At 70.3% G+C, this 26,553-nt stretch carries 21 protein-coding genes; 12 read left to right on the top strand and 9 right to left on the bottom strand.

What is annotated here, in order from left to right; all coding sequences use genetic code 11:
- Positions 1-816 (top strand): CoA transferase (locus tag ACWDOP_RS30615; RefSeq protein WP_456347824.1); only part of this gene is annotated, 816 nt, incomplete at its 5' end.
- 90 nt (positions 817-906) lie between these two features.
- On the opposite strand, the gene ACWDOP_RS30610 is transcribed toward ACWDOP_RS30615, so the two are convergent.
- A complete protein-coding gene (locus tag ACWDOP_RS30610; RefSeq protein WP_456347823.1) occupies positions 907-1,449 on the bottom strand; it encodes a YceI family protein in 543 nt (180 codons plus the stop codon).
- Positions 1,450-1,561: 112 nt separating this feature from the next.
- On the opposite strand from ACWDOP_RS30610, the gene ACWDOP_RS30605 reads away from it, so the two are divergent.
- From ACWDOP_RS30605 to ACWDOP_RS30590, 4 genes are all read left to right on the top strand, one after another.
- Positions 1,562-2,383, top strand: a complete 822-nt coding sequence (locus tag ACWDOP_RS30605) for a helix-turn-helix transcriptional regulator (protein WP_456347822.1) — start codon at positions 1,562-1,564, stop codon at positions 2,381-2,383.
- 94 nt (positions 2,384-2,477) lie between these two features.
- On the top strand, positions 2,478-5,108 hold the full coding sequence (locus ACWDOP_RS30600; protein ID WP_456347821.1) for a LuxR C-terminal-related transcriptional regulator: 2,631 nt from the start codon (positions 2,478-2,480) through the stop codon (positions 5,106-5,108).
- Positions 5,109-5,293: 185 nt separating this feature from the next.
- Complete coding sequence (locus tag ACWDOP_RS30595) at positions 5,294-6,253, top strand: hypothetical protein (protein WP_456347820.1); 960 nt, start codon at positions 5,294-5,296, stop codon at positions 6,251-6,253.
- A 1,454-nt stretch (positions 6,254-7,707) separates the two neighbouring features.
- The gene (locus ACWDOP_RS30590) at positions 7,708-8,445 is read left to right on the top strand and encodes a hypothetical protein (RefSeq protein ID WP_456347819.1); all 738 of its coding nucleotides are present in this window, start codon (positions 7,708-7,710) and stop codon (positions 8,443-8,445) included.
- A gap of 349 nt (positions 8,446-8,794) precedes the next feature.
- Here ACWDOP_RS30590 and ACWDOP_RS30585 read toward each other — a convergent pair whose 3' ends face one another.
- Together ACWDOP_RS30585 and ACWDOP_RS30580 are read right to left on the bottom strand one after the other, a co-directional pair.
- Positions 8,795-9,355: a methylated-DNA--[protein]-cysteine S-methyltransferase gene (locus ACWDOP_RS30585; protein WP_454204517.1), complete on the bottom strand. Its 561-nt coding sequence runs from the start codon at positions 9,353-9,355 to the stop codon at positions 8,795-8,797.
- A 53-nt stretch (positions 9,356-9,408) separates the two neighbouring features.
- Positions 9,409-9,708, bottom strand: a complete 300-nt coding sequence (locus tag ACWDOP_RS30580) for a hypothetical protein (protein WP_456347818.1) — start codon at positions 9,706-9,708, stop codon at positions 9,409-9,411.
- Between the two features lie 61 nt (positions 9,709-9,769).
- Here ACWDOP_RS30580 and yczR point away from each other — a divergent pair, with 61 nt between their 5' ends.
- On the top strand, positions 9,770-11,266 hold the full coding sequence (gene yczR, locus ACWDOP_RS30575; protein ID WP_456347817.1) for a MocR-like transcription factor YczR: 1,497 nt from the start codon (positions 9,770-9,772) through the stop codon (positions 11,264-11,266).
- A 108-nt stretch (positions 11,267-11,374) separates the two neighbouring features.
- Here the strand turns inward: yczR and ACWDOP_RS30570 are convergent, their stop codons facing one another.
- Entirely contained in the window at positions 11,375-12,664 is a 1,290-nt protein-coding gene (locus ACWDOP_RS30570; RefSeq protein ID WP_454204514.1) for an adenylosuccinate synthase, read from the bottom strand.
- Between the two features lie 344 nt (positions 12,665-13,008).
- On the opposite strand from ACWDOP_RS30570, the gene ACWDOP_RS30565 reads away from it, so the two are divergent.
- Positions 13,009-13,668: a hypothetical protein gene (locus ACWDOP_RS30565; protein ID WP_456347816.1), complete on the top strand. Its 660-nt coding sequence runs from the start codon at positions 13,009-13,011 to the stop codon at positions 13,666-13,668.
- Positions 13,669-13,708: 40 nt separating this feature from the next.
- Positions 13,709-14,491: a site-2 protease family protein gene (locus ACWDOP_RS30560; protein ID WP_456347815.1), complete on the top strand. Its 783-nt coding sequence runs from the start codon at positions 13,709-13,711 to the stop codon at positions 14,489-14,491.
- A 101-nt stretch (positions 14,492-14,592) separates the two neighbouring features.
- On the opposite strand, the gene ACWDOP_RS30555 is transcribed toward ACWDOP_RS30560, so the two are convergent.
- Positions 14,593-15,687, bottom strand: a complete 1,095-nt coding sequence (locus ACWDOP_RS30555; protein WP_456347828.1) for an FUSC family protein — start codon at positions 15,685-15,687, stop codon at positions 14,593-14,595.
- A gap of 64 nt (positions 15,688-15,751) precedes the next feature.
- On the bottom strand, positions 15,752-16,201 hold the full coding sequence (locus ACWDOP_RS30550) for a DUF3151 domain-containing protein (RefSeq protein WP_454204511.1): 450 nt from the start codon (positions 16,199-16,201) through the stop codon (positions 15,752-15,754).
- An 83-nt stretch (positions 16,202-16,284) separates the two neighbouring features.
- Here ACWDOP_RS30550 and ACWDOP_RS30545 point away from each other — a divergent pair, with 83 nt between their 5' ends.
- The gene (locus ACWDOP_RS30545; protein ID WP_456347814.1) at positions 16,285-19,455 is read left to right on the top strand and encodes an Rv0361 family membrane protein; all 3,171 of its coding nucleotides are present in this window, start codon (positions 16,285-16,287) and stop codon (positions 19,453-19,455) included.
- Positions 19,456-19,799: 344 nt separating this feature from the next.
- The gene (locus ACWDOP_RS30540) at positions 19,800-20,870 is read left to right on the top strand and encodes a fused (3R)-hydroxyacyl-ACP dehydratase subunits HadA/HadB (RefSeq protein WP_456347813.1); all 1,071 of its coding nucleotides are present in this window, start codon (positions 19,800-19,802) and stop codon (positions 20,868-20,870) included.
- Positions 20,871-21,094: 224 nt separating this feature from the next.
- Here ACWDOP_RS30540 and ACWDOP_RS30535 read toward each other — a convergent pair whose 3' ends face one another.
- The 3 genes from ACWDOP_RS30535 to fbaA form a co-directional block, all read right to left on the bottom strand.
- Positions 21,095-22,561, bottom strand: a complete 1,467-nt coding sequence (locus ACWDOP_RS30535) for a DUF4185 domain-containing protein (RefSeq protein WP_456347812.1) — start codon at positions 22,559-22,561, stop codon at positions 21,095-21,097.
- Between the two features lie 105 nt (positions 22,562-22,666).
- A complete protein-coding gene (locus ACWDOP_RS30530) occupies positions 22,667-23,785 on the bottom strand; it encodes a BTAD domain-containing putative transcriptional regulator (RefSeq protein WP_456347811.1) in 1,119 nt (372 codons plus the stop codon).
- A 101-nt stretch (positions 23,786-23,886) separates the two neighbouring features.
- The gene (gene fbaA, locus ACWDOP_RS30525; protein WP_454204506.1) at positions 23,887-24,924 is read right to left on the bottom strand and encodes a class II fructose-bisphosphate aldolase; all 1,038 of its coding nucleotides are present in this window, start codon (positions 24,922-24,924) and stop codon (positions 23,887-23,889) included.
- A gap of 216 nt (positions 24,925-25,140) precedes the next feature.
- Here fbaA and ACWDOP_RS30520 point away from each other — a divergent pair, with 216 nt between their 5' ends.
- Positions 25,141-25,836 carry a DedA family protein gene (locus ACWDOP_RS30520; protein ID WP_456347827.1) on the top strand — a complete coding sequence of 232 codons (696 nt, stop codon included), beginning with the start codon at positions 25,141-25,143 and terminating at the stop codon, positions 25,834-25,836.
- A gap of 23 nt (positions 25,837-25,859) precedes the next feature.
- On the top strand, positions 25,860-26,552 hold the full coding sequence (locus ACWDOP_RS30515) for a DedA family protein (RefSeq protein ID WP_454204505.1): 693 nt from the start codon (positions 25,860-25,862) through the stop codon (positions 26,550-26,552).
- The last annotated feature ends 1 nt before the right edge of the window (position 26,553 follow it).

Raw genomic sequence — 26,553 nt, 5'->3', positions numbered from 1 at the left:
ATCAGGCCAAGGGCGTCGACGTGCGCGTCGCGCCGAAGGAGCGCCAGTCCCTGGGTGGTCTACGGCCGCATGACCGGCTGGGGTCAGTACGGCCCGATGGCCGATCGCGCCGGGCACGACATCAACTACATCTCGCTGACCGGCGTGCTCAACGCCATCGGCCGCAAGGGCGAGCGCCCGGTGCCGCCGCTGAACATGGTCGGCGACTTCGGCGGCGGGTCGATGTTCCTGGTGTTCGGCATCCTGGCCGCGCTGGTGGAACGGCAGAACTCGGGCAAGGGCCAGGTCATCGACTCCGCGATGATCGACGGCTCGCTCGCGCTCTCGCACATGATCTGGGGCATGAAGGGCATGGGCCTGTGGTCGGACGAGCGGGGCACCAACCTGCTCGACACCGGCATGGCCTTCTACGACACCTACGAGACCTCCGACGGCAAGTACATGGCCGTGGGCTGTATCGAGCCCCAGTTCTACGCGGAGCTGCTGAAGGGCCTCGAGATCGACCCGGAGGGCCTGCCCTACCAGATCGATCCGAACGGCCAGGACCAGCTGCGCAAGCTGTTCACCGACAAGTTCAAGACCAAGACCCGCGACGAGTGGTGGGCGATCTTCGAGCACACCGACGCCTGCACCACGCCGGTCCTGACCTTCACCGAGGCCGAGCAGAACCCGCACATCCAGGCCCGCACCGGCCTGATCGAGATCGAGGGCGTGGTGCAGCACGCGCCCGCCCCGCGCTTCTCGCGCACCCCGGCGGGCACCCCGACCCCGCCGCCGACCGCGGGTACCCCGATCGAGAGCGTCTGGGCGGAGTGATTCCCCCGCGGGCCTGATCGGCCCGCGTGACACGCCGAGCGGCGGCGCCCCGAAAGGGCGTCGCCGCTTCGCTTTTCGAGCAGACGGGGTTTACGCGGCGGGCTCGACCAGCTGGATGTCGAGCTCGATCGCGATCTTGTCGCTGAGCATCGCGGCCGGGAGGCCGGGGGCGACGTTGAAGTCGCTGCGCTTGATGGTGCCGGTGGCGCTGAAGCCGGCGTGCTTCTTCTGGTCGCCGGCGAAGACCTCGACGCCGCCCCACTCCACGTCGAGGGTGACGGGCTTGGTGATGCCGCCGATGGTGGCCTCGCCGGTGACCTCGAACTCCTCGGCCAGGTCGACGGGAGCCGGGACACGGAAGACCAGGGTGGAGAGATTCTCCACATCCAGGATGTCGGCGCTGCGCACGTGGGCGTCGCGGGTCTCGTTGCCGGTGTCGAAGGAGTCGAAGTAGATGGTCGCCTCGATGGCGGCCCTACCGGACTCGTCGACGACGAAGCTGGTCTCGAAGCGGTTGAAGCGGCCGCGTACCTTGGAAATCCCCAGGTGGCGGACGGTGAAGTTCACGGAGGAGTGGTGGGCGTCCAGTTCCCAGGCGCCGGGTGCGAGGGTGGTCTGCTCGGAAGTGGTCATGACGATCAGTCAAGCGGACCTCAGTCCGGTTAGCCACACCTTCTTGATCCTGGTACTCACAGGGCGGGGATAACGACACCCGGACCGATCATGGACAGGGCACCATGGTGGGGTGTCCAGATCCGAATTCGGCGAGTTCCTCATCGCCCGCCGCGGCCAGTTGCAGCCCGAACAGGTCGGCCTGCCCGCGGGCCGGCGCCGGCGCACCCCCGGGCTGCGCCGCGAGGAGGTCGCCGCCCTGGCCGGGGTGAGCGCGGACTATCTGGCCCGCCTGGAACAGGGCCGCGACACCAATCCCTCCATGGCGGTCCTGGGCGCGCTCTCGGACGCGCTGCGACTGGACGAGGTCGAACGGCACCACTTCGGCAAGCTCGCCATGGGCATGGAGCAGAAGGCGCACTGCCCCAAGAGCGGGCAGGCCGGGGAAGAGGTCTCCGAGACCCTGCGCGCGGTCATCGACGCGCTGCACCCCACCCCGGCGTTCGTACTCGGGCGCTGGCTGGACCTGCTCGCCTCCAATCCGGCCTGGCGCGATCTGGCCGAGCCGATCGGCATGTTCGAGGCCGCGGCGCACAACAATCTCGCCTACTACGTCTTCGCGCACCCGGACGCCCCGCGCTATTTCGTCAACTGGTCCGAGGCCGCCGACGTGATCGTCTCCGCGCTGCGCAACGCCCAGGCCCGCTTCGCCGACGACGACACCCTCGAGGCGCGCATCACCGACCTGCAGCGGTTCCCGGAGTTCGACCGCCGCTGGCGCGAACACCGGGTCACCGACTACCGCTCGCATCTGCTGCGCATCGCGCATCCGCTGCGGGGCACCCTCGAGGTCGAGGTCGAGACCCTGGACCCGGCCGCCGATCAGAGCGTCATGGTGTGGCTGGTCGATCGCCGGCAGGCGCACAGCCCGGCACTGCGGCTGGTCAACGAGTAGACCTGTCATCGCGGGCGTGTTGCCTGATCGGAGACTATTTCGGGTCCGGTTCGTTCCCCCCGCTCACGAAGCATCCGCGATCTACAGTTGATTCATGCCTCGGAATTGGCCGATGGTCGAACGTGAGCACGAACTCGAAACGATCACCGCCGCGCTGACCGGGAACGACTTCGTCGGAGCCGTCCTCACCGGCGACGCCGGTGTCGGAAAGACCACCCTGGCGCGGCTCGCGACCGCCGCGGTGGGCGCGGGCAAGGGCACCAAGATTCGCTGGGTCGCCGGCACCGAATCCGCGCGCAGCATCCCGCTCGGGGTCTTCGCGCACATGGTCGGGGTGTACACCGCGCACGACCCCGTCACCTTCATGGCCGCCGCCCGGGAGGCGCTGCTCGCGGACGGGCACACCGTCATCGGCGTCGACGACGCCCACCTGCTCGATCAGCTCTCGGCAACTCTGCTGCTGCAGTTGGCCATCGACAAGGCCGCGCGCGTGGTCGCCACCGTGCGCAGCGGGGTGCCGGTGCCGGACGCGGTGACCTCGCTGTGGAAGGACGGGCATCTGCTGCGAATCGACCTGTCCCCCTTCACTCAACGCCAGAGCGTGGAGCTGGTGGAGAACATGCTCGGCGGGCAGCTGGAGGGGCTCTCCGCCAACCTCATGTGGGAATCCTCCGGGGGGAACGCGCTTTTCCTGCGGCACCTGGTGGAGGGCGCGCTGGAAGCGGGTAGTCTCCGGCAGGTCAAGGGGGTGTGGCAATTGCGCGGGCGCGCGGCCGTCACCTCGGAATTGGCCGCGCTGCTGGAGGATCGGGTCGAGCAGCTGCCGGATTCGGTGCTGCGGGTGCTCGAACTGCTGACCTTCTGCGAGCCCATCGACCTGGACGTGCTGTCCGAGCTGGCGGGCGAGGAGGCGGTGGAGGCGGCCGAATCACGCGGTGTCATCCGGATCGCCGAGCACGATCACCAGCTGCTCGTGCGCTACAACCATCCGCTGTTCGGCGAGGTGATCCGGCGCAGGCTGGGCATCGCCTCGGCGCGGCGGTTGCGCGGGCGGCTGTACTCCTCGCTCCGGGAACGGCCGATCAACTCCGCGTCCGATCGCATCCGGCTGGCCGAATTGGCTTTGGAGAGTGACAAATCCGCCGATCTGGAACTGTTCGAGGCGGCTGCGGCGGATGCGATCGGATTGGCGAATCTGCCACTGGGCGAACGGTTCGCGCGCGCGGCGGTGGAACGGCGGGGCGGGGTGGAGGCCGCGGATCTGCTGGCTCGGGCACTGCTGTGGCAGGGACATCGCATCGAGGCCGAGCGCACCCTGGCGGTCTTCGATCCCGACAATCTCACCGAGGTGCAGCTGGCGCGCTGGGGCAGCACCCGGGTCTCGAATCTGCTGTGGTCCATGGGCGATGCCGATCGCGCCGACGCGGTGCTGACCTCCGTGCGCACCCGGGCCACCCATCCGAAGGTGGTGGCCACGCTCGACGGGCTGGCCTCGGCCTGCGCGGTCAACGAGAACAAGCTCGAGGAGGCCGTCGCCTGCGCCGAACCGGTCATGGCCGCGGCGGACTCGCCGCCGTGGGCGGTGTGGTGGGCGGCCTTCGGTGGCGGTCTCGCGCTGGCGCTCATGGGCCGCGGCGACGAGGCGCGCACGTACGCCGCACGCGGGCACGCGGTGGAATCGCACATCGACGGGCTCAACCGGTTCATGTCCACGCACGCGGAGGTGCTGGCGCTGACCTTCACCGGCGACATCGACGCCGCACGGCGTTGTGCCAGTAGCCCTTACACGTATTCCTCGCCCGGGCAGTACCTCGCGTGGGGGATGACCAAGATCCTGCAGGGCACCGTCGACGTGGCGCAGGGGCACTTTCCGCGCGGCATCGACAACCTCGAGCAGGCCTTGGCCGCGCTCACCACCGAGGGGGCGGCGGCCTGGATGTTTCCGGCCAGACTCCGTCTCGCGGAAGCGTATTCGGCGCTGGGCCGGGCCGGGGACGCGGCCGAATCCATCGCCGCGGCGGTGGAGCGCGGCGGGCGGCACAGCGCGGTGTACGAACCGCAGCTGGAGATCGCCAGGTCCTGGCAGGTGGCGGCGGAGGGCACCGCGACGCCCGCGATCCGGCTGGCGCTGGGCGCGGCCGACGCCGCCGCGCGCTCGCGTCAGCACGCCATCGAGGCGCTGGCACTGCATTCCGCCGCCAGGTTCGGCGATACGAGTGTCGCCGGGCGGCTCACGGAGCTCGCCGCCCGCGTGGACGGGCGGCTGGTGCAGGCGCAGGCCAGGCACGCGGTCGCCGTCGCGGCGCACGACGGGGCCGGATTGGATTCCGCAGCCGCGGAATTCGAGCGGATCGGGGTGTTTCTGTCGGCGGCGGACGCGGCGGCGCAGGCCGCGTCCGCCCACGAGCGGGCGGGTGATCGGCGGCGGCTGCTGGAGTCGGCGGCGGCGGCCAATCGGCTCGCGGCGGCGTGCGGCGGGGCGAGCACGCCCGCGCTGCGGCAGTCCGCGCAGCCGCTGCCGCTGACCTCCCGCGAGCGCGAGATCGCGAATCTGGTGGTGGCCGGGCTCTCGAATCGGCAGATCGCGGATCGGCTGACGGTGTCGGTGCGGACGGTGGAGGGGCATCTGTATCGCGCGTGCATCAAGCTCGACGTCACCGATCGGGAGGCGCTCGCCGAGCTGATGCGCGGCGGGTCACCTTCGGGCAAACCCGAAGCCGTCTAGGGGTCGGGGTCTCCGAACAGCCCTTACCAGCACGGTGTGGGAAATGTCTCGAGCCACCACGTCAGGTGACAGGTACCGGAAATCGGCTCTGGAACCACAGGTTTCTCATCAGCTAACATCCGCGAGGCGATCGGGTCCGGTCGCCGGGGGACCGTTCCAATCCTGATGAGGGTGGTGTATTCGGCGTGAGTCGTCGGCATCGAGAAAACAAGACCGGCGGCGCGCGCATCATGCTGCGACCCGCCCTCGGCGCGCTGCCGGTGGCCGTCGCGATCGCCTGCGCGGGCATCGCCCAGGCGGTCCCGCAGCCCGGCGTGAACAACCCCGGCCCGGACACCGCGGCACCCGCCCAGTCCCCGCGCCAGCCCGGCACAACGGTCGATCCCGCCCCCGCGCCCCAGCTGAATTACGCCGTCCCCCAGGATCGCCGCCCGATCCCGGTCGAGACCGAACCGGCCCCGCCGGTCCAGCTCGAAACCCTGCACTTCCCCCAGCCCGTCGAGCCGGTCGTTCCCATCGCCCCGCCCCCGCGCACCCTGCGCGTCGGCGATTTCATGACCGAGGTCCCCGACGAGGTGCCGAACGACGTCCTGAACTCGGTCAACGACGCGGCGGCCGGCTTCGAGGCCGCGGTCGCGACCCACGGCAAGGCGATCGGCATCGACCCGAGCCGCTCGGACAAGATCGCCGCCGCGACGGCGGCGGGCGCGCTGGGCGGCGGCCTGGTCGGCGCGACCGTGGTCGGCGTTCCGGCCGCCGTGGCCGGTGCCGCGGCGGGCGCACTCGTCGGCGCGGGCGTCGGAGCCGTGGTCGGCACGGTGGCGGCCGCCACCGTGCCGTTCGTCCTCGGCACTGCCGCCACGCTCGCGGGAGCCGCAGCCGGTGCTGCGGCGGGAGCCGCGGCGGGCGGCGTCGGCGCGATCCCCGGCGCTTTGGCACTCGGAGGTGCGGCCCTCACCGCAGCCGTCACGGCCATAACCCCGTTCGTCGTACTGGGTGCGCCCGGCGGAGCCGGTGTCGGCGCCGTCGCGGGCGGCCTCATCGGCGGGGCCGCGGCGGGCCTCGCCGGCGCTGCGGTCGGTGGCGCGGTCGGTGGCGTGATCGGCGGCGGCGCAGCGGGAGCCTGGGCGGGCGCCAACCTCTGACGCCCCAGGGGTTCCCGCACGCGCCCGCCGCGGACGGGAGCCCCGCTGTCCCGCATCCACACCCGTCCCCAAGGTCCGACCCACACGGGCTGTGAAGACTGCGAACAAGTTCGCGCACACAGGATTCCGTATCCCGGACCAGCACCGCGCAAATTCCACAGTCATCCACAGGCTGCGTGGCCCGGCGAGTCAACCTGCCTGTTCGCAACCGGATTCGATGACACGAGGATTCCCCAGCCTCCACAGCTCATGTGAATTCGAGCCGAGTCGAACGCCCATGTATCTCAAGTGCCCACAGCTTGTGCGCAGTTGGGGATGATCCGGCCGAATCAGCGTGCGACCGAGCGACTCGCACGGCACACCCGCTCCACGACGCCTCCGGCCAATGGCCTTCTCCCGCATGTTTCCCCAACCACGCACAGCCTGTGCGGGTTGGGGATGGATTTGGCGAAACAATCTGTAGCCGTACGGCTCTCTGCTCGGGGCGGATCGACTTCGTGATGTCGGCAGGCCACGAGGGAAGGTAGTGGATCTCGGTTGCCGTCGTGGTCCGCAGATCTCCACAGCTCCTCGCAGTCCGTGGGGGCTCGGGACCGGCTACCCGAGCATTGACGGCGGCGCTCGCAATGGAATCTCGGGCGGGCGAGGTCGGCTCGGCAGGCGGGACGGTGTACCCGGACCATCTGACGGGGAGCGGGTTTCGACCGATGCCGCCGGGCCGTCGGATTTCCACAATTGCGCACAGGCTGTGCGGGATTGGGGATGAACCGGGTGAGAGACGTTGGGGTGGGGCGAACGCAGAGTGCCACGGCGCGACTGGACACGGAGGTGACATCGGGGCGAGCGCACGGGCAGCCGGGGAGTCCGCGCGGGCGGGGTTTCGTGGGCTGTGGCGACATGGACCGCTTCCTCGTCCGGATCTCGTGGTGCGGTAGGAGAGGCACCGCGCCTTCCTACGGCCAGGAGCGCGCTAGCGCACGCCCAGCATGGGTGGCGCGAGGTTTTGGAAGCTCGAGGATTGGGGCGGGCGGACAGCCAGGATGGGTGGATAAGCGCTGGTCAGGGTGGTATTTGACCGGTTTGGGAGTGGTGTCCGCTTGCGTGGGAACCGGTGTGGGCGGTTTCGGGGCAGGGGGTGGAACCTGATGAGAGGGTGGTGAACCGGCATGAGTGGTCGGTATCTGGCAGTTCGGTCCCGGGTTCGGCGGATCATGGCGCTGAGCTCGCTTCCGCTGGCCATGGCGGTGGGCTGTTCGAGTGCCGGGGAGCCCGTGGACGTGGCCGGGCCACGTACCGGGGCGACGGGAACGGGCTTGCCGCAGGGGGATACGGCGCCGGATCCGCGGACGTCGCCGTCGACGGACGACTCGCTACAGCCTCCCGGGTTCACGAGCCCGCACGTACCCGCCTCTCCCACAACCGGTTCCGGGTCGGGTCAGCCGGGGATCGCGGCCGTGCCCGGGGTTCGGGTGCCGGCGGGCGACCGCGCGGACCGGCCGGTGCAGCCCGGGGTCACGACCCCGGGGCGGCTGCCGCGACTGCTCGAGGCCATGCCGGACTACCCGGTTCCCGCGAACTACCGCCCGATTCCCGACGCGTCGGTCCCGGCTCCGCCCATCGACTGGCAGTCCCTGCACGCGCCCGTCCCCGTCGAACCGGTCGCGCCCATCGCACCCCCGCCCCGCACCCTGCGCCTGGGCGACTTCACCTCCCCCGTACCGGACGATCTCCCCGGCCCCGTCCTGGACACCGTGAACGGCCTCGCCGCGCACGCCGAGGCAGCCATCGCCACGGGCGGTCAGTCCATCGGTCTCGCGCCCGGCCGCGCCGACAAGGTCGCCGCCGGCATCGTCGCCGGGGCCGCCCTCGGCGTCGTCGGCGCGAGCATCCCCGCCGCCGTGGCGGGCGCCGCCGCCGGAGCCGCCGTCGGCGCAGCCATCGGATTCGGCGTGGGAGTCGCGGGCACCCCGGCGGGCACGGCCCTGGGCGCGGCCGTCGCCGGGCTGCCGACCGGCGGCGCGGCCGCCGTCCCCGGCGCCGTCGCGGGAGCCCTAGCCGTGGCGGGAACCAGCACGGCGGTGGGTGCTGCCATCGGCGCCGCAGTCGGCGGCGTCGGCGCGGGCCTGGGCGCGGCCGTCCTCGGTGGCGTCGCGGGCGCTGCGGCCGGCGGCATCATCGGCGCGCACGTGTAGCCGACACGCACCGGAAAACGCGTGTGCTCCAGCACCATCGGACGAGAGGTTCAACCGCCGAGAACCCTACTGAGCGGCGTCCAACCTCTCGCGCCGGGAGTGATCACGCTGGCGCGGCTGCTCCCCTGCCCCAGTTGCATACGGCGACATCTGGCTCGCGCGGCATCCGGCGCCGCGCGGCCCGGCGAAGCCACTCGGCACCCAACGATTACCCATCACCCGCATCACGCTCGGCGGCATGATCTTTGCGCAGGTGTATTCGACGCACATCGGAAAGCGCCTGCGCATCAGCATCATCGGTGCGGAATTCGGATCTCGCATCGGCCAGCACCGGCGGTCGGCGTCACCGCTAGAAGAGGGTGGGTTCGCCGAAGCCGGGGGTGCGCTCTATTTCGAGGAGGGTTTGTTTCGTGCTCACGCCACCGGGGGCGGAGAAGCCGGTCAGGGCGTTGTCGGCGGCCAGGACCCGGTGGCAGGGGATGATCAGCGGGATCGGGTTGCGGCCCAGGGACTGGCCTACCGCCTGGGCGCCGCCGGGGGCGCCGATCCGGTTCGCGACCTCACCGTAGGTCAGGGTGTGGCCGGGCGGGATCGCCCGGGTGATCGCGTACACCGCGTTGTCGAAATCGTTGATCGGGCTGGTGTCCAACGGAATCCAGCTCAGGTCGTCGAGCTCGCCGGCCAGGTGGGCGCGGACCTTCTCGATGATCCCGGCGATCTCGGGCGTCGGTTCGGCTTCCCGAACGTCGAAGACGCGGTGGCGGCGCAGGATGTACTTCCGCACCGCCGCCGGGTCGGGCTCGGGGAGGGCGAAGCGGAAAACCCCGGCGGGGCTCCAGGCGAGGGCGCAGGTGCCGATCGCGGTATCGAAGAGCGCCGCCGAGGCGAGCGGGCGGTCCGGCTGGGACATAGGGCCAGTGTGCACGCGCGGACCGACAATTCCACTATTCAAAGGCCAGTTATCTAGAACTGGACTGTTTCCGTCCGGCACGGCACGACCGCGACATCCGGCAGTCCGGCCCGCCGCCACCCCCGCCGCGGCGCGGCCACGGGATCGGGTTGCTCCCGATGCGCGGCGACGGCGGCCAGGTCGGCGTACTGACGAGCGCCGTCGTACTCCCCGACCGACCAGTCCGACATCGGAGCATGCGGCCGGTAGCGCTCCAGCAGAATGCCCCAGCGTTCACCGGACTTGGGGGCGAACCGGTAGACGATCCCGGCGAAGGCGGCGACGACCAGGAAGGAGGCGAGCAGAGCGATCATTTCTCCATGGTGATCCGGTCTGGACTTGAAGAAAATATCCAGTGCCCCGATACTGGCCTTTATGGCCATTCGAGTAATCGGCGCCGCGAGCCTGACCCGCGATCTGGGCCGCTGGCGACACGACGAACCCGGCGCAGCCGCGGCGGACAACACGCGCCGCGCCACCCGCCCCGCCTACGTGGCCCTGGCCGAGAGCATCCGGCTGCTCATCCACGACGGCCGCGCACCCCTCGGGGTGGCCCTGCCCAGCGAACGCGATCTGGCCACCACCCTCACGGTCAGCCGCACCACCGTCACCTCGGCCTACGCGCTGCTGCGCGAGCACGGCTACCTGATCAGCCGGCAGGGCTCGCGCAGCACCGTGGCCCTGCCGCCCACCGTGGTGCACGACGGCACCAAACCCGCGCGCAGCCTGCTCGCCATGATGGCCCAGCCGGAGCTGCCCACCATCGACATGACCTACGCCGCCATGGCCGCGCCCGCGGAGATGACCGACGCGTATACCGCCGCGCTGCAAGGGCTTCCGACCTATCTCGGCACGCACGGCATGGACCCGGTCGGCATGCTCATGCTGCGCGAGGCCCTGGCCCGCCGCTACACCGAACGCGGCCTGCCCACCGAGCCGGATCAGATCCTGGTCACCCTCGGCGCCCAGCACGGCCTGCGCCTGCTGCTGAACGTGCTCACCACCCCCGCCGAACGCGTGCTCATCGAGCACCCGTCCTACCCCAACGCCATCGAGGCGATCCGCGACGTCGGCGCGCGCCCGGTGCCGGTGCCGCTGCGCCCGGACGGCTGGGATCTGGACGGAATCCGCAGTGCCGCACGGCAAACCGCGGCCAGCGTGGCCTACCTGGTGCCGGATTACCACAATCCCACCGGCCTGCTGCTCGGCGCCGAGGGCCGCGCGGAACTGGCCGCCATCGCCCGCGAGACCAGGATGACGGTGATCGTGGACGAGTCCATGGTCGATCTGCATCTCACCGATCACGAGATCATGCCGCCGGCAGCAGCTTTCGCGCGCGGCACCGAGATCGTCACCATCGGTTCGGCCTCGAAGTCGTTCTGGGGCGGTCTGCGCGTGGGCTGGGTGCGCGCGAGCCAGACGCTCATCACCAAACTGCTCGGCACCCGTTCCACCATGGACCTGGGCACCCCGGTCATGGATCAGCTGGCCACCGTGCACCTGCTCCAGCACGCGGACCCGATTCTCACCGTCCGCCGCGAACAGCTGCGCTCACGCCGCGCCGCGCTGCTCGACGCCCTCACCGAGGACCTTCCCGACTGGCGCGTCTCCCCCGGCGCGGGCGGCATGTCGCTGTGGGCCCAGCTCCCGGCGCCGGTCTCCACCGCCCTGGCCGCCACCGCCCCCAATCACGGCGTATTACTCGCCGCCGGACCGCGTTTCGGCGTGCAGGGCGCCTTCGAACGCTTCGTCCGCCTGCCCTTCACCCACGAGGAAGCCGACATCCGCCTGGGCGTGAAGGCCCTCGCGGCGGCCTACGCCTCGCTCACCCCGCACGCCGCCGAGCCCCTCGCCCCGCTGACCTGCTACTGATCGGAGCACGGGCGGCCCCGCCCGAGTCGAACAAGCACGAAAAACATTCCGCCCCCGCTGCTTTCGAGCAGCGGGGGCGGAAAGTTCACAACCGCGAACCGGTCCCGATCAACCCAGGATGTCGTGCCGCACGATCGTCTGATCGCGGCCCGGTCCCACGCCGATGCAGGACATCCGCGCGCCGGAGAGCTTCTCCAGCCGCAGCACGTACTCCTGCGCGTTCACCGGCAGCTCCTCGAAGGTGCGCGCCCCGGAGATATCCTCCGACCAGCCCGGCATCTCCTCGTAGATGGGCTTGGCGTGGTGGAAATCGGTTTGGGTGGTGGGCATTTCCTCGAAACGCTCACCGTCGATCTCGTACGCCACGCAGATCGGCACGGTCTCCAGGCTCGACAGCACGTCCAGCTTGGTGAGGAAGTAGTCGGTGATGCCGTTGACGCGGGTGGCGTAGCGGGCGATCACGGCGTCGAACCAGCCGGTGCGCCGGCCACGGCCGGTGGTCACGCCGACCTCGCCGCCCTTGTCCGCCAGGTACTCGCCGAACTCGTCGAACAGCTCGCTCGGGAAGGGACCCGAACCCACGCGGGTGGTGTACGCCTTCAGGATGCCGAGCACGGTCTGGATCTTGTTGGGGCCCACGCCCGAACCGACCGCCGCGCCGCCCGAGGTCGGGTTGGAGGAGGTCACGTAGGGGTAGGTGCCGTGATCGACGTCCAGCAGGGTGCCCTGCGAGCCTTCCAGCAGCACGATCTCGTCGCGCTCCAGCGCCTGGTTGAGCAGCAGGCGGGTGTCGGAGATGCGGTGCTTGAAGCCCTCGGCCTGGCCGAGCACCTCCTCGACCACCTGCTGCGGGTCCAGCGCGCGCCGGTTGTAGATCTTGACCAGCACCTGGTTCTTGAATTCGAGTGCGGCCTCGACCTTCTGGGTGAGGATCTTCTCGTCCAGCACGTCCGCGACGCGGACGCCGACGCGGGCGACCTTGTCCTGGTAGCAGGGGCCGATGCCGCGCCCGGTGGTGCCGATCTTCTTGTTGCCGAGGAAGCGCTCGGTGACCTTATCGATGGCCACGTGGTACGGCATGATCAGATGCGCGTCCGCGGAGAGCAGCAGGCGGGAGGTGTCCACGCCGCGCTCTTCCAGGCCCGCGAGTTCGGTGAGCAGCACGCCCGGATCGACGACGACGCCGTTGCCGATGACGTTGGTGACGCCGGGGGTGAGGATGCCGGACGGAATCAGGTGCAGCGCGAACTTGTCCCCGTTGGGGAGCACGACGGTGTGACCGGCATTGTTGCCGCCCTGGTATCGGACGACCCAATTGACCCTGTCACCGAGCAGATCGGTCGCTTTGCCCTTGCCCTCGTCGCCCCACTGGGCGCCGATCAGCACGATTGCCGGCATGAGGAGTCTCCTACGGGTTCGACGCGCAGCACCGGTGATGCTGCAGCTACCCGCCGTCAGAAGGCGGTGGCCGGAAGAACAGTCTAATAGACGACGTATTACTCGCTGCGCCCATACCCTGCGACGATCGCGCGCGCCGGGCCGCGAGGGGCCGTGAGCGTGCCACGCCGAATCGGACACGCGGGGATCGGGGTGACCCCGCGCACGGTCGAGCGAGCCGTTCGGCGCGGCGCGGCGGGTGCCGTCGAACAGGGCTAAGGTGACAAAGGGAGCCGGACCGGCAGGGCGTCCGCGTGAACGCAGTGAGGCGATGTGTTGGCGAGTCAGAGGCGGGTGTACGGCAGTTGAGTACCCATGTTCTCCGCTGTGACGGCGCGCCGGTACCGATCGCCCTGGCCTCGCTCCCGCTCACACAGACTTCCGCGCTCCCGGACACCTCGGTCCTGGACGAACTGCTGCCGGTCATGGCGGCGGACAGCCTGCCGCGCCTGATCGTGCTCGGCGAGGACGCCGGGCTGGCCGCGGTGCTGACCCATCTGATGCGCACCGAGCGGCTCGGGGTGGAGATCGGTTACGTGCCGGTCGATCGGACCTACGGCTCGCGGGCGTACGCCACCGGGACGGGTTCGGCCGCCGCCAAACTGGCGCTCGAGGGCCGGGCCACCGAGACCCCGCTGATCCGCGACGACACCGGCAAGGTGCTGATCGGTCGCGCCACCATCGTCGGCGAGGGCGGGGAGAAGCTCGAGGGCGAGGCGTACGTCGACGACACCCGGCTGTTCACCGGAAAGGTCCCCGCACTGCACATTTCGCCGACCCTGGAGATGCCGGGCCTGCACGCCACCGTCCAGCGCGGCCTGCGCAAGAAGCGCTGGGTGCAGGGGCGCGCCATGCAGCTCGGCACCCGCGGCGGGGTCGTGACCCGCGACGGCATCACCACCGACAAGCCGGTGCGACGCTCCACTTTCTATCGGCATCACGAACCGTGGCTGCTGGTACGTTGACGCTCCCGAACCAGGCAACCGGGCACCGACGAGGAGTCCGATGAACTCGCCCCGCGCGATCGGCCGGGCCACGGGCGCGGTCCGCCCCAGCCCCGTGTTCCTGCTCGTGGTCGCCGTCGCGGTGGCCGGCGGCGTCCTGGCGTGGAACTCCGACGTGTTCTCCAGGACCGCGGAATTCGGCGTCTTCATCATGGTGATCGCGGGCTGGGTGGTGTCGCTGTGCCTGCACGAATTCGCCCATGCCTTCGTCGCGTACCGGGCCGGGGACCGCGAGGTCGAGATGCGCGGCTACCTCACTTTGAATCCGCTCAAGTACAGCCATCCGCTGCTGTCGATCGTGCTGCCCATGCTGTTCATCGCGATCGGCGGGTTCGCGCTGCCGGGTGGTGCGGTGTACGTGCACGCGCACAACTTCAGCCCGCGTACCCAGCGGATTCTCAGTGCCGCCGGACCCGCGGTGAACGCGGTGTGCGCGCTGGTGCTGCTGGTGGTGATCCGCGTCTTCGGCAGTGAGAGTTCACATCCCGCGTTCTGGTTCGGGCTGAGCTATCTCGCGTATTTCCAGATCATGGCGACGGTGCTGAACCTGATTCCGATTCCGGGCACCGACGGCTACGGGATTCTCGAGCCGTCGCTGAGCTATCAGACGCGGCGTTCGATGGATCAGATCAAGCCGTACGGCATGCTGCTGCTGGTGGCGCTGCTGTTCGTGCCGGAGCTGCGGGACGTGTTCTTCGGGGCGATCGACTCGCTGTTCGGGCTGTCGGGGATCCCGCGGGACTGGATCGCCTACGGCAGTTCGCTGCTGCGCTTCTGGAACTGAGCGGCCGGAAAGTTCGAGGCCGGGCCACCCCTCGCGTGCCCGGCCTGCCTCGAACGGTATCGGCGCGCCGGCCGTATATCCCGAGTAGCGGACTACTCGAATCAATCGACGGGCGTCACATAGGGATTCGCGACGGTGGGCGGCAGCAGCGCGATGGCCGAGAGCCGGCTCACCCCGCACACCCGCATGAGATCCACCACGATCGAACGGGTCTGGGCGAAGACCACGTGCGCGGAGATCCCCGCGCCCTCCACCAGGTCCTTGGTCGCGCCCTTGGCGACGGTGCGCAGCACGCGGGTGGCCTCGGCGGCGTCGGGCTGGTCGCCGGGATCGGCGAGCACCATGGCGCGCACCACCTCCACGGCCTTGCCGAGCGCCTCGACCTCGAGGGTGAGGCGCGGGTCCAGGATCTCGTCGTCGCGGACCAGGGACAGGGCGCGGCGCAGCAGCACGCGGGTGTTGCGGGTGGCGTTGTCCAGCGGGTCGGCGACCTCGCGCAGGCGTGCCATGCGCTTGCGCGAATTCCAGTACAGCGGTGAGATTCTGCTGATCTCGCGACCGCCGTCGAGGGTGCTGCGCAGCGAATCGAGGCGGGACTGGGTGCCGCGGGCGGCCTCCAGCGCGGCCTTGATCTTGTCGGCGTCGTGTTCGAGCAGGCCGTCCGCGCAGTCGGTGAGCCCGGTGCCGATGACGCCGAGGATGTCGGCCGCCTGCTGCCGGGCCCGGCGCACCGGATGCAGCGGCAGCGCCGCCACCACCACGATGCCGACCAGACCACCCACCAGGGCGTCGATGATGCGGAGGTTCGACGCGCCGCTCGAGGGTGGCAGCAGCGTCGCCACCAGGACCGCGGAGGACGCGGCCTGCATGGTGATGACCGGGCCGCCGTCCAGGAACACCGCCGTGCACATGGCGGCGACGACCAGCAGGGTGATCTGCCAGACCCCGGTGCCGAAGTACGAGACGAACAGGTCGCCGATGCCGATGCCGACCGCGACGCCGACGATCAGCTCCACCGCCCGGCGCAGGCGCGCACCGAAGGAGACCCCGATGGAGATCATGGCCGCCATCGGCGCGAAGAACGGCTGCGGGTGGCCGATCACGTTGTGCGCGATGAACCAGGCCAGGCCCGCGCCGACCGCGCACTGCAGGATCGGCAGCAGCGAGGAGCGGACCCGGGTGGCGGCGGTGCGCATGCGCGCTACGCCGCTGTCCTTGGCGGCGTCGAGCGTCGTGCCCAGCCCACTGGCGGTCAAGGTGTCAGTCGAGCCCGAGTTCGGCGGCGGCGCGCGGGTCGCAGTCCTCGAGCAGATCCAGGCAGCGCGCGTACTCGTCGGTCTCGCCGATCGAGCGGGCCGCCTTGGCGAGCGCGCCGACCGCGCGCAGGAAGCCCTGATTGGGTTCGTGGCTCCACGGCACTGGGCCGAAACCCTTCCAGCCGTTGCGGCGCAAGGCATCCAGGCCGCGGTGGTAGCCGGTGCGGGCGAAGGCGTAGGCGGCGATGATGTCGGCGTTCACCACCGGGGTCGTGGCGGATTCGCCGCCGCGCTCGAGCGCGCCCTCGGCCAGGTGGGCCCAGGCGATGGAGGCCGTCGGATGCGCCGCCGCGACCTGCACCGGGTCTTGATGATTCAGCAGCGCTTCCTCGGCGTCGGTGTTTTCCGGAAGCAGTACCGGCTGGGGTCCGAGCAGATCACCGAAGGAGGTCATGCCGATCATTCTGCACCGACTACCAAAATGCTCAGTAGGCTGACCGTCGAATGACAGTTTCCGCCGAAAATGAGGGGTAGCGCGTGTCCGACTCGAAGGACGACCAGAAGCCACACGGCCCTGCCGATCCGGCAGCCCCAGGCACGGGCGCCGACCAGGACACCGCCAAAACCGAGATTCCGGCGTCGGAACCCGCCCCCACCGCCGCCACCGAGGTGATCCGCAAGCCCGGCGCGCCCGCGAATCCCGCACCCGCGCAGCCCAACCCCCCGGCCACCCCCGGCTTCGCCACCATCCAGTACGACGGCCCGACCACCCGCTACCAGCCCGGCCGGGCCCCGCAGAACTCCCCCGCCGCCCCGGGCGTGTCGCCGGAGGCCGCCACCACGAAGTTCGACGCCGTGCCCCGGCCCGACGCGGGCGCCGGGTCGGCGGACGTTCCCACGGGCAAGATCGAAAGCCCGGCGGGCGGCGCGCCCGGCGCGGGCGCGGCAGGCGGCGCGAGCCCGGCGGGCGGAACCGGCGCGGGCGCGGCGGGCGGCGCGGCGGACCGCGGTGACGCGCCGAACCAGGCCGCGGGCGCGGCCGGCCAGGTGACTTCCGCCGCCGGAGCCCAATCCGCCGGTGCGACAGGGCAGCCCGGCACCCCTGGCGACCGGAACGTCGCCGACAGCGCGCCGAGCAGTGACGGTGGGACGGCTGACGGCACAGACGACCGCACCATCGCCGGTGCGGCGACCACCCCCATGCCGGCGGCCACGTCCGGACCCAGGGCCCAGTCCCCCGCGGCGCAGGACGCTCGGAACGCGTCGAGCGCCGGCGGCGGGACGGGCGATGCGGGCCGACCGGCCGGCGTCGGTCAACCCGATGATCGCGAACTCTCCGGCGGCGCTGGGCAATCCGGCGATCGGATCGATCGCGACGCGCAGCCGGTCGGCGGCGGGCAGCCGGTCGGGCAGCCCCGGTCCGGCGATGCGGGTCCGGCTGTCGGCGGTGGCCGAGCCGGCGACCGCGACCAAGCTCCCGTCGGCGGTGGCCAGGTCGGCGATGCCGGTCGGACCGGCGGCGCTGTGCAGCAAGGCAATGCGACGGGCGCGGCAGGCGTCGGTGGCGCGGCAGGAAATGTCGCGGCAGGCAGTGCAGCGGGCGGCGCGACAGGCGGTAACGCGGCAGGTGCCGGTAGCGCGGCAGGCGGTGGCGACGCGGCAGGCGGTGGCGACGCGGCAGGCGGTGGCGACACGGTGCGGCTCGGCGGGGCCGAGGGTGCCGCGCGGGACAGTCAGGGTGGATTCACGCAGGGTGAGGGGGCCGGGGAGCCGGACTCCGAGCTGGGTGTGGCAGGGGACATCGCGGCCGCCGGTGCGCCCGTGGTGGACGGTCCGGGCGGAAAGGCCGGCGCGGCAGGCGAACCCGGCGGTGATGCGCCGGGAGACGCGCCGCACGAGGGTGTGGCCGACGCCAAAACCGTTGCCATGAAGCAGGTTCCGGTCACCGATGACGCGACCACCGCCTTCCCGGTGGTGAGCGGCGACGGGGCGACGCAGAAGATCCGCGTCAGCGGGCCGCAGGGGCGGGCGGTCAGCAAGCCGCCGAGCTCGCCGCGCGGCACCGCGGGGCCGGGCAACGCCGGTCCGCGCGGCGCTGGCCCGGATCACCCCTCGTACCAGGATCAGTCCGTGGAGGAGACGCACCCCGCGCCTCCGAACGCGCCGCGGCCCCCGTTCGGCCAGCGCCGTCCCGCCTCCGCACCCTCCCCGGCCGACATGCAGCCGACCACGCCGGCGCAGCCGATCCGCGGCCCGCGCGCGATGCCCCCCGGCCCCCAGCGGGTCGGGCCCGGCGCGCCGCAGGGCCCGGGCGCACAGGGTCCACAGGGTCCGAACGGCCCCCGCGTTCCCGGCGGCCCCCAGGGCGGACCCGCGGGACCCGGCGGTCCCGCCGGACCCGCAGGCGCACAGGGCAATCCGCAGGGTAGGCCCGGCGGTCAGCCGGGACCCGGCACGCAGGGCGGCCCCAACGGCCCGGGCGCGCAAGGCGGACAACAGGGTTCGGCCGCCGCGCTCGGCGCCGCCGCCGCTGGCGCTGCGGGCGCCGCACAGCTACACAAGGGCCCGCAGGGTCCCGGCGGTGCGCAGAACAACCCCCAGGGTCCGGGCCAAGGCGGCAATCCCCAGGGCCCCGGCAATCACGGCGGTCAACAGGGCCCCGGCGGCCAGGCAGGCTCGCAGGGACCGGGCGGTTCGCAAGGGCTCGGTAACCAAGGGTCCGGCGGCCAGAGCAATCCGCAGGGCCCCGGCGGCCAGGGCGGTCCTCAGGGACCGGGCGGTCAAGGCGGACCTCAGGGACCCGGCGGCCAAAGCGGTCCCCAGGGACCCGGCGGCCAGGCCGGACCCCAAGGCCCCGGCGGCCAGGGTGGACCCCAGGGACCCGGCGGCCAGGGCGGCCCACGCGGTCCCGTTGGCGCGCAAGGCAATCCGCAGGGACGGCCCGGCGGCGGGCAGGGCCCGCAGGGGCAGGGTGGCCCGCAGGGGCCCGGCGGCCCCGGAAACCTCCCGGGCGGCGCGCAGGCCGGGGGCGCGCTCGCGGGCGGCGCCGGCGGCCCGCAGCTGCAGAAGGGTCCGCAGGACGGCGGCGCGCAGGACGCGGGCCGGGCTTTCGGCGGCTCGCAGGACGCGACCCAGGTGTACAACGTCGCGGACGCGGGGCGTGTCGCACCGCCGCAACGGATTCCGGCGAGCGGCGAGGTGGCGCAGCCGCAGCGGATTCCCGCGGCGGGCGCGGACGGCGGTGACGACAAGGCGCCGGGCAAGGCCGGTCCGAACAAGAAGCTGCTGCTCATCGGCGCGGGCGTCGTGGTGCTGGTGATCGCCGTGATCGCGGCGGTGATCGGTTTCGGCGGCGGCACCGACGACTCACCCGAGGGCCAGGTGAAGCAGGCGATCGGCACCTACACCGACGCCCTGTCCGACGGCGATCTCGACGCCCTTCGCGGCATCACCTGCGGTGCCCAGCACGACTTCTACAAGAACATCTCCGCGGAGCAGTTCGCCGGCGTCTACCAGACGTCGAAGGAGCAGAAGAGCATTCCGGTGGTGCGCAGCGTCGACGCGATCCGGATCACCGGCGACGCCGCCCTGGCCCAGGCCACGGTCTACACCGAGGCCGACCCCGGCAAGCAGTCCGCCCGCACCTTCGACCTCCAGCGCACCGACGACGGCTGGAAGGTCTGCGACCCGCCGACCGGCCAGCAGTAACGCCAGTCCCACGACACCGGCACCCCGTCGATCGACGGGGTGCCGGTGTCGTTTCACGGACACTGTCCGGCGGGTCCTGCCCTGCCGTGAGGGAACCCACGGTTACATCGCGGGCCTTCGCACCGATGTTCCTCGTGGGCAGGTGGCGTATGAGCGCCGCCACCCGCGACGAACGTCACATACACCTGGTCAGCAGCCCAACACCTGGGTAACATCCTGCGGATTGTCTGGGCCAGCCACCACGGCTGTGTCGGCGCCACGGCGGCCCGTACAGCCGTGGTGTCGTGCTTGCGCCGAAGCGGCCATTGCCCACCAGGTTTCGATATTGCAGGGAGCTGAACACCATGCCGGAGACGGCCGAGGCGACTATCGCCACCGCCACCGATCTGGTCGGACGGCACTTTCGAGTCCGCGATCACTACGACGTCGGGCGCGAGAAGATTCGCGAATTCGCGCGGGCCGTCCGCAACGACCACCCCGCCCACCACCACGAGGAGCACGCGAACGCGCTCGGCTACGCCGGCCTCATCGCCTCCCCCACCTTCGCCTCGGTGATCGGCGCGGCCACCACCCGCAGCCTCATCGGCACGGTGCTCACCGAATACGACGTGTCGCAGATCCTGCAGACCGACCAGATCTTCGAGTACCACCGGCCCATCGTCGGCGGCGACCTGCTGTCGGTGGACGTGGCCGTGGAGAACATCCGGATCTTCGGCGACAACGACTTCATCACCATCAAGGTCACGCTGACCGACGCCGACGCCCTGCCGGTCCTGGTCGCGACCACCACCATCGTGGCCCGCCGCGGCGTCGAGATCGACCCGGCCGCCGCCGACATGGTCTCGGGCCTGGTCATGCACGGCCACGTCACCGACTCCAACGCCGAGGGCTCCCTCGACCCGTCCGGGCTCATCCTGCTGGACCCCGACGAGGTCGGCGAACTGCGCACCCCCGCCCCGGCCCTGCCGGTGCACACCGTGCCCACGACCGGCACCCTGACCGCGGGCACCGAACTGCCCGGCTCCCGTATCCCGCTCACCCGCGGCGACCTGGTCAACTACGCGGGCGTGTCCGGCGATCCGAACCCCATTCACTTCAGCGACGCCGCCGCCGAACTGGTCGGCCTGCCGACCGTCGTCGCGCACGGCATGCTCACCATGGGCCTGACCGCGAGCTACCTGGTGGACTGGCTCGGCGATCCGGCCGCCCTCAGCAAGTTCAGCGTGCGGTTCTCCGGCTTCGTCGCCGTGCAGCCGACCGCGCCCACCTTCGTGGAGTTCACCGGCAAGGTGAAGTCGGTCGACGCCGAAACCGGTTCGGCCACCGTCGTTCTCGGCGCGACGTCGGAGGGCAAGAAGCTCTTCGGCCGGGCCGTGGCCGAGGTCCGGCTCTCCAGCGCGACCGCGCAGGGCTGAGCGCGACTGTTCGGCCGAGGCCGACCGTCGCGCGGCCGAGCATCGTCGCGTACCAACGAGGCGCGCGGAAGCCCAAACGGCGGCAGCCGCCACCACACCGATCCCGTCTTGCGCCGGGACCGGGCCGGGACCATCCGCGACGTGAAGGCACGTGAAGGCGAAGGGCGGAACGCACATCCCGTGCGTTCCGCCCTTTCCCGTTCCCGGAGTTCCCGTTCCCCGCGCTACTCCACGCGCGCGTGCATCAGATAGACGTTGTAGTCGTTCCAGGTCGACATGGTGAAGTACAGATCGTTCGCCGTCGACCACGGATGAATGAATCCGCCGTACAGCTCCGGGAACTGCGCGGCGGTCACCGTCACCGCACTCGGCGACCACACGCCCTGCGGCGAATCCGATTCCCGCACAACGAGGGCCGCCTTCGCGGTGTCGAGGTAGCTCATCTGCCAGACCTTGCGCTCGGCGTCGTAGTTCACCGACAGTTCGGCCGCGGGCGCGTCCACGATGGTCGAGGCGGCCTGGTACCCGCCGACCGGCGTCCACGCGCCGTCGCGCCAGTACTGGTACGCGGTCGTGTTGAGCACCTGGTCCTTCGGCACCCTGGCGAGCCCCACCGCACCGAGGCGGGTGTTGCGCGTGCCGAACATGTAGACGTAGTCGCCCTCGGGCACCATCGCGCTGACCTGGAAGTTGGAGACGCCGAAGATGTTGTCCCACTTGGCGTGCGGGTCCTTGACCCAGGTCTGCCCGTGATCGTCGGAGTACGCGAGCCCGCCGTAGTTGGTGAACCAGGTGCCCGGGATCGAGTTCCAGGTGCGAATCGACATGTAGCTCATGTACTGCCGGTCCCCGATGGCGAATCCGGAGGTCGGGATGGTGGTGATCTCGATGTTGTCGAGCTTCTTGCTGGTCAGCAATTCGACGGCGTGGCAACGACTGTCGGTGACGAAGCTGTCGAAGGTGACCCCGTCGCCGAGCTCGCGATCGGTGCTGAAGGCGAGCAGATTGCTGCGCCAGTCGTTGCCGAACCCGCCCGGCGGATGGAAGTCGTCGCCCACCGAGTCGCCGAACGCGATGGCGATCTCGCCCGGCTTGCTCTCCCACATGATGCCCAGGTCGGTGCCCTCGACCTGCCAGCGCTTGTCGGTCCGGTTGATCGAATTCGCTCCGGTCAGCTTGGCCACCTCGCGCACCTGCGAGACCCGCGGCAGCGGCCGGGCGGGCGCCTGCGGCGCGGCCTCGATGATCGGCTGCGCGACCTCGGGCGCGGGCGGCAGCGGCTCGGGATCCGGGTCGGGAAAGGCGAAGTGGAACGGCTGCGGCTTGAGGATCAGCTGCGGAATCCCCAGCAGCTCATTGAGATTGGGCGCGGGGTCGGGGCGATCGGTGAGGTCCGGGCAGGGGTTCTCACACGGATCCGCGGGCAGTTCCATCGCGACCCGGGTCTTGTTCTCCTTCGGCGGCCCCGGATCGACGGTGACCACCGGATAGGCGATGGGCACCTCCATCCGGTCCGGCACCAGGGTCTCGTGCACCGGCGCGGGATCGGTCTTGCACGGGCCGATACCGGGAATCCGTTTCCCCGCTTCGGCTTCCGCCGGCTCGGCCAGGGCGATCTGGGCGTTGGAGGACACCAGCATCCCGGCCCCGACGACCACCGCGCCCACGGCGGCCAGCATCCGCTTGGCCATGCGTCACCCTTCGATAGGACTCACCGGACACACCCGGCGAACGACCCTACCCGGCTTTCCCCGCGGCGCAGCCGTACTCGCCGGAGAATCTCGCACGCGCCCCGATCAGCGCGCCGCGTGGAACACGAACGTCGTCGAGCCGATGCGAATGGCGTCCCCGTCGGCGAGCACCACCGAGGTCTCGATCGCCGTCTCGTTGATGTAGACCCCGTTGGCCGAGCCCAGGTCCTTGATGAGCAGTCCGGCCCGGCTCGGCGTGATGTGCGCGTGGTACCGGCTCGCCTTGGGATCGTCCAGGATCAGGTCGTTGTCGACCATCCGCCCGATCTTGATGCCGCCGATGCCGATCGGAATGGCCCGCCCGCTCGCGGTCCGCAGCTGCCCGGCCCGGATGGCCCGCGGCATCTCGGTGACCGTCTCGGTCATCGCCTTGGCCTGCGCCTCGATCTCGGCGATCGCGCCGGTGTGCAGCGGCTCCTGGCGCAGCACCCGCTGTTCCAGCGCGGTGATGGCCGGACCCGGATCGATGCCGAGCTCGGCCGAGAGCACCGTGCGCACCCGGCGGCACGCCTCGAGCGCGTCGGCCTGGCGGTCCGAGAGGTAGAGCGCGGTGATGAGCTGGGCCCACAGCGGCTCCCGCAGCGGATGCGCGTTGGTCATCGACACCAGCTCGCCGATCACCGAACGTGCGTTGCCGCAGGCGATCTCGGCGTCGATGCGCGCGGAGGCGACCAGCAGCCGCTCCTCGTTCATGGCGGTGGCGAAATCCCCGGCGAAGGACAGCCCGGACAGATCGTCCAGCGCCCGCCCGCTCCACTCCTGCAGCGCGCTCGCGTACAGCCGCGCCGCGCCCGCGTGATCGCCGAGCGCGGCGGCTTCCTTGCCGGCCCGGTGCATGCTCTCGAAGCGCCCGAGGTCGCAATCCTCGTCGGGAATCTCGAGGCGGTACCCGGACGCCTCGGTCCGCAGCACGGCGACCGAGTCGACGCCCGCGTTGCGCAGCGTCTTGCGAATATTGGAAACAAACACCTGCAGGCTGGCCTGGTAGGAATCCGGCGGATCGTCGTTCCAGACGTAATTGGCCAGCGCCTGCGAAGACACCGCGCGTCGCCGGTTCACGGTCAGAGCCGCGAGCAGCGCGCGCGGCTTGGGGCCGCCGACCAGCACTGGACGGCCGCCGACCAGCACCTGCACAGGTCCGAGGACCCGCACATCGAGAGTCATTGCCCTGCACCTCGTATAACAGCGAACGGCCGCGGCAGCACTGGGCAGCCGCGGCACGCTCAGCTCACTGCGCCGGAGTTTTCTCCGGCTCGTGGCTTACCTTACTTGGCGCTGATGGAACGGCCCGCCGACTTCAGGTCGTTGCACGCCTCGAGAACGCGCGCGGCCATGGAGGTTTCGGCCTTCTTGAGGTAGCTGCGCGGGTCGTAGACCTTCTTGTTGCCGACCTCACCATCGATCTTGAGGACGCCGTCGTAGTTGCCGAACATGTGACCGGCGACCGGGCGGGTGAAGGCGTACTGGGTGTCGGTGTCGACGTTCATCTTCACCACGCCGTAGCGCAGCGAGTCCTCGATCTCGCTCTTGAGCGAGCCCGAACCGCCGTGGAACACGAAGTCGAACGGCTGCGCGTCCGAGCCGAGGCCCAGCTTGGCGGCCGCGACGCGCTGGCCCTCGGCGAGCACCTCGGGCTTGAGCACGACGTTGCCCGGCTTGTACACACCGTGCACGTTGCCGAAGGTGGCGGCCAGCAGGTACTTGCCGTTCTCGCCCGCGCCCAGCGCGTCGATGGTCTTCTGGAAGTCCTCGGGCGAGGTGTAGAGCTTGTCGTTGATCTCGGCCTCGACGCCGTCCTCTTCACCGCCGACGACGCCGATCTCGACCTCGAGGATGATGTTCGCGGCATGGCACTGCTTGAGCAGTTCCTTGGCGATCTCGAGGTTCTCGTCGATCGGGATGGCCGAGCCGTCCCACATGTGCGACTGGAACAGCGGGTTCAGGCCGGACTTGACGCGATCGGCCGAGATGGCGATCAACGGGCGAACGAAGGTGTCCAGCTTGTCCTTCGGGCAGTGATCGGTGTGCAGCGCGATGGTGATGTCGTACTCGGCCGCGACGACGTGCGCGAACTCCGCGAGCGCCACCGCACCGGTGACCATGCTCTTGACACCCAGTCCGGAACCGAATTCGGCGCCACCGGTGGAGAACTGGATGATGCCGTCACTGCCGGCATCGGCGAAACCCTTGATCGCGGCGTTGATCGTCTCGGACGACGTGCAGTTGATCGCGGGGAACGCGAAGGAGTTCTCCTTGGCCCGAGCAATCATCTCGGCGTAGATCTCCGGAGTCGCGATGGGCACAATGACCTCCACTGTGGTGTGCTGTGTACAACAAATTCTGTCAGGCCACACACTAAGCCAATCGGCTTTTCGCCTGGCAATTGCCTCGGAACAGGCCCCGGACACCTGACAAGTTTGTGAGGTTCCTTCGAGGTTCGGTGTGACATAGCAATCACCGGTAGGGTGGTGGCCGTGACCTTGCTGGCCGTATCCGATGCCGTGACGACCACCGTCGCGATGCCCGAGATCCTCGATCCCATGTACCTCCTCACCGAGACATGGCTGAGCAAAGTGGTGCTCGGCGCGATCCTGGCAATCGTCTTCATCGAGACCGGCCTGCTGTTCCCGCTGCTTCCCGGCGACTCGCTGCTGTTCACCGGCGGCATGCTCGCCGCCCAGGATCCCGCGCCCGCCGGACTCAACATCTTCGTGCTGGTGCCGCTGACGATCCTGGTCGCGTTCCTCGGTGATCAGTCCGGGTACTGGATCGGCCGCGGCATCGGCCCGGCCATCTTCAAGAAGGAAGACAGCCGCTTCTTCAAGAAGAAGTACGTCACCGAGACGCACGAGTTCTTCGAGAAGCACGGCCCCAAGACCATCATCCTGGCCCGCTTCGTGCCCATCGTGCGCACGTTCATGCCGGTGCTCGCGGGGGTGTCCAAGATGGACTACCGCAAGTTCGTCGCCTTCGACATCGTCGGCGCGATCCTGTGGGGCGGCGGCATCACGGTGCTGGGCTACTTCCTGGGCAATGTCGAGTTCATCCGCAAGAACATCGAAGCCATCTTCCTGCTGATCGTGTTCATCTCGATCCTGCCGGGCATCGGCGCGGTGCTGCGGAACCTGCGCAACCGGAACGCCCAACCCGCTGATGCGAACGCGAACGCCGACACCGAGCAGTTCGCGGTCATCACGAACGAGCCGAACCGCTGAGCCAAAAGGTGTCCACCCACCCGATGAACGTCGCCATGGGCGGTTTCGGACCGCTCGAAACGGCCGGACCGGTGTTGGTCTGGACAGTGGTCCTGACCTTTGTCTTTCTCGAATGCGCGCTCATCATCGGGCTCTTCCTGCCCGGTGATTCCATGCTGCTGACCGCGGGCATCGTGCTGGCCGCGCACGGCTCCGGCGAAGCGCACGTCTGGGCGCTATCGGTCGGCGCGATGATCGCCGCCGTCGCGGGCAACCAGGTCGGGTACGTGATCGGGCAGAGAACCGGCGATCACCTGGTGGCTCGAAAGAACGGCAAGTACATCAACACCCAGAATTTGACCCGGGTGGCCGACCTCTTGCATCGGCACGGATTCCTGGCGGTTCTGGTCGCGCGCTGGATTCCGTGGGTGCGCACGCTGTGCCCGCTGGTCGCGGGCGCGGCGGGCATGGATCACCGCCGGTACACGATCGCCTCCACCATCGGCGCGATCATCTGGGCGCCGGTGCTGCTGCTCGTCGGCTTCTACGCCGGCAATTTCCTGGAGGGCATGGACTGGCTCATGCCCGCGGTGATCGGCACGCTGATCGTGGGCCTGGTGCTCGGCACGATCGTGGGCGTGCGCCAGTACCGCGTGGAGATGGCCCGTCCCGCCGAGGATTTCGACCTCGAGTGCGAGACCGAGCCCATTCCCCAGGTGCACCGCCACACCGCCTGAG

Source organism: Nocardia sp. NPDC003693 (assembly GCF_053981095.1).
Note: the sequence above shows the minus strand (reverse complement) of the source record. Positions and strands in the feature narration are given on the sequence as shown.

Excerpts from the sequence above, each read along its gene's own strand:
- ACWDOP_RS30610 (WP_456347823.1), bottom strand. The coding sequence starts at position 1,449 with ATGACCACTTCCGAGCAGACCACCCTCGCACCCGGCGCCTGGGAACTG.
- ACWDOP_RS30600 (WP_456347821.1), top strand. The coding sequence starts at position 2,478 with ATGCCTCGGAATTGGCCGATGGTCGAACGTGAGCACGAACTCGAAACG.
- ACWDOP_RS30585 (WP_454204517.1), bottom strand. The coding sequence starts at position 9,355 with ATGTCCCAGCCGGACCGCCCGCTCGCCTCGGCGGCGCTCTTCGATACC.
- ACWDOP_RS30580 (WP_456347818.1), bottom strand. The coding sequence starts at position 9,708 with ATGATCGCTCTGCTCGCCTCCTTCCTGGTCGTCGCCGCCTTCGCCGGG.
- yczR (WP_456347817.1), top strand. The coding sequence starts at position 9,770 with ATGGCCATTCGAGTAATCGGCGCCGCGAGCCTGACCCGCGATCTGGGC.
- ACWDOP_RS30570 (WP_454204514.1), bottom strand. The coding sequence starts at position 12,664 with ATGCCGGCAATCGTGCTGATCGGCGCCCAGTGGGGCGACGAGGGCAAG.
- ACWDOP_RS30560 (WP_456347815.1), top strand. The coding sequence starts at position 13,709 with ATGAACTCGCCCCGCGCGATCGGCCGGGCCACGGGCGCGGTCCGCCCC.
- ACWDOP_RS30555 (WP_456347828.1), bottom strand. The coding sequence starts at position 15,687 with ATGCGCACCGCCGCCACCCGGGTCCGCTCCTCGCTGCTGCCGATCCTG.
- ACWDOP_RS30550 (WP_454204511.1), bottom strand. The coding sequence starts at position 16,201 with ATGACCTCCTTCGGTGATCTGCTCGGACCCCAGCCGGTACTGCTTCCG.
- ACWDOP_RS30540 (WP_456347813.1), top strand. The coding sequence starts at position 19,800 with ATGCCGGAGACGGCCGAGGCGACTATCGCCACCGCCACCGATCTGGTC.
- ACWDOP_RS30535 (WP_456347812.1), bottom strand. The coding sequence starts at position 22,561 with ATGGCCAAGCGGATGCTGGCCGCCGTGGGCGCGGTGGTCGTCGGGGCC.
- ACWDOP_RS30530 (WP_456347811.1), bottom strand. The coding sequence starts at position 23,785 with ATGACTCTCGATGTGCGGGTCCTCGGACCTGTGCAGGTGCTGGTCGGC.
- ACWDOP_RS30520 (WP_456347827.1), top strand. The coding sequence starts at position 25,141 with ATGCCCGAGATCCTCGATCCCATGTACCTCCTCACCGAGACATGGCTG.
- ACWDOP_RS30515 (WP_454204505.1), top strand. The coding sequence starts at position 25,860 with ATGAACGTCGCCATGGGCGGTTTCGGACCGCTCGAAACGGCCGGACCG.